Source organism: Mesotoga sp. HF07.pep.5.2.highcov (assembly GCF_003666285.1).
In the GTDB taxonomy this organism is placed as follows: Bacteria; Thermotogota; Thermotogae; order Petrotogales; family Kosmotogaceae; genus Mesotoga; species Mesotoga prima.
This window is the reverse complement of record NZ_JFHJ01000072.1, coordinates 1-6,310: the sequence shown is the minus strand read 5'-3', so window position 1 is coordinate 6,310 and position 6,310 is coordinate 1. Positions and strand designations below refer to the sequence as shown.

The following is a 6,310-nucleotide window of genomic DNA, read 5'->3' as shown; positions in this document are numbered from 1 at the left end:
TCCTCGTAATTGATTCGAGTACGCTTAGCCTACCTGAAGAAACAATCGATATCATCGTTAAGTCTGAAAAGTCGGAAGCTGTGCTTCACATTACATTCTTAGTAAAGAACTTGCCACCACCCCCGGTTCTAAGTATTACAAACCAGAAAGTCTTTGAAGGCGACAGACTAGAGATCGATCTCTCAGAACTCACCTTTTCTGAAATGAACGAGATAAGTTACGAAATTGTCGGTGGGCCGGGATTTATTGAAGGAGATATCTACCGTTACAGTTCTTCGGTACGCGAGGCGCCTGTCGCCCACAGAGTAACTATAAAAGCTATAGACAGTTTGCGGCAGTGGCACTGTGAAACTTTCAGCATAATTGTTATCGACAAAAATCACTGGCCCGAAGAGCCGCATGGTCCTTATCCCGGTGATGGAGTTGAAGACTTCTTTAATTACCTAGTTCTATCTTGGGAATGTAGTGACCCCGACGGTGATATTCTGTCTTATGACCTCTATTTTGGCACCGAGAGCCTTGGTTTACTTGCAAAAGGCATTAACAAGAATATGTACGAGCTGCCATCTCTAAAACACGGAGAAACTTACAGCTGGCAGGTTGTTGTAAATGATGGGAACGGGGGATTGGTAAAGGGTCCCATCTGGTCTTTTTCGACAGAAGAAATACCTGTTTTGACATGGAAGAGAATTGTCGGTTTTAAAGGAAGAGACTCCTTTAACACAGTAAAGTCTCTGTCCAGTGGTGGATACATCCTTTGCGGTTCCTCAGATCTGGTTTCGGAATCCGAATCATTGAAAGACTCGATTCCAAGGGTTGGATGGATCGTAAAGATCGACAATAACGGTTTCATGGAGTGGGAGAAGAGATTTAATCTTGGTTGGGTAGAGCTTAATGACATCATAGCCACATCGGATGATGGATTCCTGGTAGTGGGTAAAGCAGTCGATAAAACCGATGCTGGATTCGACGCGGATTCTTCACTGCTTGTAATAAAGCTTGATAAGTTTGCAAATGAAAAGTGGAGATTCAAGAGTGAGGGTATCTTCAATGAGGCGACCTCAGTAATTGAGGTAGAGGATGGATATTTGATTCTAGGAACAAAGACGGAGTCAAAAGAAGATAGTTCGATCCTGTTAGTAAAACTAGGCAAATCAGGTTCCCTAGAATGGCAAAGATCCTATGGAGGAAGCTCTTTTGATCGAGGAGTTGCATTTGATGTCGACGGTGATGGCAACGTTGTGATTGTCGCCGAGACAACTTCGAAAGACGGTGAAGCAAAGGGAAATCCCGGCAACCGCTTTCAGGTAAATGGAATCTACATTGAATTATCTTCTGTTCTTACAATCAAGGTCAATAGAGACGGAGAAGTTATATGGTCGAAAGTGCTTGGAGGAAAGAGCGAGGATTCGCCTTCTTCTGTCAGAATAAATGACGAAGGAGAAATAATTATCACAGGCTCCACAAATTCCAGGGAAGAAACTTTCCAGCGAGATTCTTCCGACTACGACGGATTTGCAGCAAAACTATCTGAAGAAGGTGATTTATTGTGGGCAAGAGTCTATGGGGGATCTGGTAACGATATAATCGAAGACTTCTTCATCACGCAAGCGGGTGGCATTCAAGCGATTGGCTTTTCTGAATCAAATCGATCAATCAACCAGCCCGTAGACGAGGCCATGAAGAGATCTGGTATAACTTACAGTGATTTCTGGGTGCTGCAAACTGATGCTGAAGGAGAGCTCTTATGGCAAAAGTATCTTGGAGGCAGTAAAGACGATGTAGGACTATCAATCGCTTATGTTTGTGATGGATTCGTTGTTGCTGGCTATTCAGCTTCAATTGACGGAGACGTTGGCTCTAACAAGGGTGATTTTGATGCAGCGGTTTTTTATCTTAGATAATCAGTTGTAAAATTCCCACTTCAAGCCTTTTCTCTGAGCTGTAAAAATCGCTGTGAGGCAATTGCTGAGAAGTGATTCAGATCTTTCTCCATCAATGGGGAACTGGCAAATTCCACTCACGACAGAAGGTGACACATCAGTATCTGAAACGGCAACTGGTTTCTCCAAATCTGATGTGAGAACCGACATAGTTCTAGAAACGCAACTTCTATCGCTGCAATCCAGTACAGTTACATACACATCATCCATGATTCTAAACGACTTGCCTTCTTCTATCTGAAGTGTGATTCTCTTTCCAAGCCTTTGCAATACGGTATCTAGTATCCTCTTTCCAAACATTGCAGCTATCTCTTTGGAATTGGACAACATAGTGCAAACAATCGAAAAACAAGCTCCATTTTCCTTCGAGGAGGAGATTTTCTTTGAGAGAAATCTATTTAAAGATCTTTCGTTTCCGAATCCCGATAATGGATCGATGTACATAATATCTCTTAAAATGTTTCTAAGAACAGTAGATTCACTGTTATCCCTCAAGGAAATGAAGTAACAAAGCCTTTCCGAAATCTCGACACTGTAAATCACTATCGTAAATGGTAAACCCTTTGAATTCTCAAAATCATTAAGAGCGAAAGATACTTGCTTAGTCTTACCAGACAGAAACTCCTTTAGCCTCAGCGCACAAACCTCGTCGAGCATGTCAGAAAATCGTTTCATATCGAATTCTTCACTCAAGAAACTGAGTTCATCGAAGCAAGCTGCGGCAAGCCTTTCCCATGTTGAATTTGCAACTACGATCTTCCCTTCTGAAGAGACAATTGCGCACGCTTCGACGTTTCCTTCGAGAAGAGTTCGAGCAATGTGCAAACCTTCGTCAATTCCTCTCTTTGCAGCTCTCATGACGCACCTCGCATACTGTATGTCTGACAATTCGTATGCAAATACATGCCAACTATGATTTTGAATAATCGTTTTTTAGAGTATAGAATTTACCCGTGAAGAAGGAAAAGATTGAATACAGACAATCCGAGTCGAGCGACTTGCAATTTGTAGCGCATCTGGTCTTCAATACTGACCCATCCCATTTCAAGCGTGCACTGGGAAGAAAAGCTCTGGCAGGCATATCTAGGCTTCTGATTATGGGCAGCGCGATAAATCTCGAATTCATTACTGTTTGCGAAATTGGCAATCGGCCAATCGCAATATATGCATTTTACACGCATGAGGAGATGAACAGACTGTCGCATTTACACGTTGACATGATCAACTTTTCTTTTAGTATCTTTGGGTTTAGACTCTTGCATGAATTTCGAACTCTTCAAAGATCAATGGAGATGGGCATTTTCCCCGAGCAAAAATACCTCGGTCTAATCTCAGTTCACGAAGATTTCAGAAACAAGGGATATGGACGGAGGATCCTTAATCATCTACTCGAAATGGATGCAGAAATCGTTTTGGACGTCTCTCGATGGAACAGAAAGGCACTATCTCTATACTCCGAATGCGGTTTCGAATTTGAAACCAATCTTCCTTCCAACTATCCAACAAAGGACAGCATACGAATGAAATCCACTCGCGATCATCACTGACTGAGGTGTTGCTAAGCTCTCATCACCACCCTTAAGAGTCTGTCAGAGAAGAAAGAGCAACTTCCTAAGAACTTCGTAATAATCTTGATCTCTGAAAGTGAGAACACGATCGTCCTTCTTGGTCACCCCGGGGAAAAAAGATAACTTATGAGCTAAAGTGTGTTCTATGTAGGCAATTTCAACCTCAAATTCAGCCGGAATTGATACCGGTTGAACTCCGATATTCTTCACAGCATTGTAAACACCTTCCTCGATCAACTTCACTGCCTTAGCGGGATGAATTGAATCTACTGAAGCACCACTGCCAATGTTGGTTGACACGGTTTGTATGCCAGGTACGTTTTGCTTAGCGATTTGTACAATTCCCTCATCCCCGCTGATGAAAACGACCGGTACCCCATGATAAGAGGCCGACATCGCGTTTAGCTCAAATTCGCTAATAAGCTTGTTGTTGATCTTGAGGTAGTATATGTCCCCCGTCATAGTATGAGAAAGAGGATTTAGAGCCTTTCCAGAGGGTGAATGGTATCCTGTGAACACCACGGCTCCAAAACTAGAATCAATTCCTTGCATCATCATGAAAGGATCTCTAGCCCACCCACGGAGAAGTCGAACTCCTTCCGGCAGAAGAGAGGGATCGATGTTTCTTGCGCTCCCGTGGGCATCCCTCACAGTTATTTCCGAGGCTCCAGCCTCAAGAGCACCCTGAACAGCTGCCTTTACTTCTGCAGTCATCTGTTTCTTGAAATACTCGTAGTCCTGATTACCCTTTTTTGCTTCATTCCAGTCCGCAATTCCTGCAGTTCCCTCAATGTCTGCACTAATGAAAACTTTCAAAGATATCCCTCCTGTTTAGTTTTCTATAAAATGCAAGAAGTTTTCGGTAAAAGTAGAAAACCCTGAAACACCACTGGCTGGTTTACTGAATGACCAAATATTGGCATTAAGGACATAAACAATGAAGGATTGAGAGCATTTTTCTATTTATTCCTCCAAGTTGACCAAGTTGCCAGAAAAAATCGATCAGCATTCCATCCTCAAAAGATTCTATCCACAATCTTCAACTGCTTTTTTTGCTAGTTTATCCGCAATCTCGTTGAATGTCTCTCCAATATGTGATCTTGCTTTTACCCATTCAATGTCGATCTGGGAGGAGAACTGCTTGAGCCGTTCAACGTACTTTCTCGTTAGTTTGTTCTTCGCTTTCCACTCCCCCTCCGCCCAACTTCTTAGTCCCATATAGTCATAGTGAATAGTAGCTTTTCTATATCCCTTTCGCATACAGTATTCCAGCGCCCTAATCACGCCTTCGATTTCACCTGTAACGTTTTTCATTTCGAGATTCTCTCTTAAACACCCGTTGATTCTTTTCTCAATTTGATTTTCTGTGATCACCAATACTCCATATCCTACCTTATTGTCCATGAAACTACCATCTACGAAGAGGTGAACTCCATCATAATTTCTTCCGTTGAATTCCTCCCATCTAAACAGGAGCCATTCGCTCTTCTCTTCGGAGAGAAATGAAGGCAGAACCATTCTCTTGTTTCCTTTACGGTTCGTATAAAGCCTGAGCACTACACTGTTTGAAAGTTCAACGCAGTACTCACTGATGACAGTGACAGAACAGCAAAGGCCTCTTTTCTTGAGGAATCTCGCGAATTCGTAACCGGTTTCTTTCAAAGCAAGCGTCCAGTCATTCAAAGTCATATTCTATACAGTGCCTCGATAAAATCCAGGAAAAGGATTGTCGTATACCCGCCGACTGCAATGAAAGGGCCGAAAGGAAGCTGAGCTCGTCGATCAAATTTTCTGCCTTTTGCGGCAGCATTTATTGCATAGACAATTAGCGCTGCAAAAGAAGCTACCATGATCGTATATAAAGAACCTATAATGCCAGATGCCAGAGAAAGTGCTGCAAGCAATTCTACGTCGCCAAAACCAAAACTGTCTTTCCTTACAAGGTTTGCTATGAAGAAAAATGCAACCATCGCCCCAGTAACGAGAAGAGCATGAAGTAAATTTGCAGGGAATCGACCCTCAACAGTTGACCAGGCGAAGCCGCCAGCAGCCACAAGAATCACGCCGAAGTCTGGAATCATGTAGTGCTCAAGATCGATAAAAGAAGAGACAATCAATCCAATAGTCAAAACTGACATTGAAATTGCTCCAAACAGAGAAAAGACAACTGAATTCAATGAGAACAACAGTGCAGTAAGTAACTCAACGACGGGATACCTTGCAGCAATGGGTTCCCCACAATATCTACATTTGCCTCCCAGAAAGATGTAGCTTATCAAAGGAATATTGTCCTTCCATGATAGCTGGTGTTTGCATTTTGGACAAATACTTCTTCGAGGTCTGGTCATTGAGTATTCTTTTGAAGGAATACGAAATATCAAAGCATTTGAAAAGCTTCCAAATATCAGCCCAAAAATGAAGAAGAGAGAGACTCTAAGAACTATGTAATCCCACACTGTTTTCTCTCTTCTTCAGTGAGGTATTCATCGAATAGCTCTTTCTTCCCATAGAAGTACCAAACCTGCTCATTTTCGAATTCTTTAAGGAGTCTCTTTGCCTCATCGCACTGCCCTTTCTTCATATGAGAAACGACTAGCAGCATCTTAAGCTCTGGCCTATCGGGGTTTTCCTTGAGAAAATTTGTCGCCACTTCTTCCACAACGTCGTAATTTGAGTGCTTAAACTGGATTTTTGCCCAAGGCTCCACATCATTTATGTAAACCGGTTTTGTTCTAAGCACCTCATCTTCAACAATTCTCCGCATCTCTATGTTTCCCATCTTTTCGTAAAGTTCGGCCA

Annotated in this window: 6 protein-coding genes and 1 pseudogene; 2 read left to right on the top strand and 5 right to left on the bottom strand. The window is 42.5% G+C overall.

Going from position 1 to position 6,310, the window contains the following annotated elements; all coding sequences use genetic code 11:
* The coding region (locus BG32_RS01335) for a hypothetical protein (RefSeq protein WP_121526286.1) at window positions 1-1,904 on the top strand (1,904 nt) is incomplete at its 5' end.
* On the opposite strand, the gene BG32_RS01330 is transcribed toward BG32_RS01335, so the two are convergent.
* Complete coding sequence (locus tag BG32_RS01330; protein WP_006492226.1) at window positions 1,905-2,801, bottom strand: diguanylate cyclase domain-containing protein; 897 nt, start codon at window positions 2,799-2,801, stop codon at window positions 1,905-1,907.
* Between the two features lie 95 nt (window positions 2,802-2,896).
* On the opposite strand from BG32_RS01330, the gene BG32_RS01325 reads away from it, so the two are divergent.
* Window positions 2,897-3,490, top strand: coding sequence for an N-acetyltransferase (locus tag BG32_RS01325; protein WP_006492225.1), 594 nt, complete (start codon window positions 2,897-2,899; stop codon window positions 3,488-3,490).
* A gap of 42 nt (window positions 3,491-3,532) precedes the next feature.
* Here the strand turns inward: BG32_RS01325 and BG32_RS01320 are convergent, their stop codons facing one another.
* From BG32_RS01320 to BG32_RS01305, 4 genes and pseudogenes are all read right to left on the bottom strand, one after another.
* Window positions 3,533-4,327, bottom strand: coding sequence for a M55 family metallopeptidase (locus BG32_RS01320; RefSeq protein WP_006492224.1), 795 nt, complete (start codon window positions 4,325-4,327; stop codon window positions 3,533-3,535).
* Window positions 4,328-4,537: 210 nt separating this feature from the next.
* A complete protein-coding gene (locus BG32_RS01315; protein WP_006492223.1) occupies window positions 4,538-5,200 on the bottom strand; it encodes an RNase H family protein in 663 nt (220 codons plus the stop codon).
* A complete protein-coding gene (locus BG32_RS01310) occupies window positions 5,197-5,967 on the bottom strand; it encodes an A24 family peptidase (RefSeq protein WP_006492222.1) in 771 nt (256 codons plus the stop codon). Before BG32_RS01310 ends, BG32_RS01315 begins: the two co-directional genes overlap by 4 nt.
* Window positions 5,952-6,310: pseudogene (locus BG32_RS01305) on the bottom strand (tetratricopeptide repeat protein); the annotation flags it as partial. The pseudogene BG32_RS01305 and the gene BG32_RS01310, both read right to left, overlap by 16 nt.

Coding starts and splice junctions, on each gene's coding strand:
- BG32_RS01330 (WP_006492226.1), bottom strand. CDS start 2,801: ATGAGAGCTGCAAAGAGAGGAATTGACGAAGGTTTGCACATTGCTCGA.
- BG32_RS01315 (WP_006492223.1), bottom strand. CDS start 5,200: ATGACTTTGAATGACTGGACGCTTGCTTTGAAAGAAACCGGTTACGAA.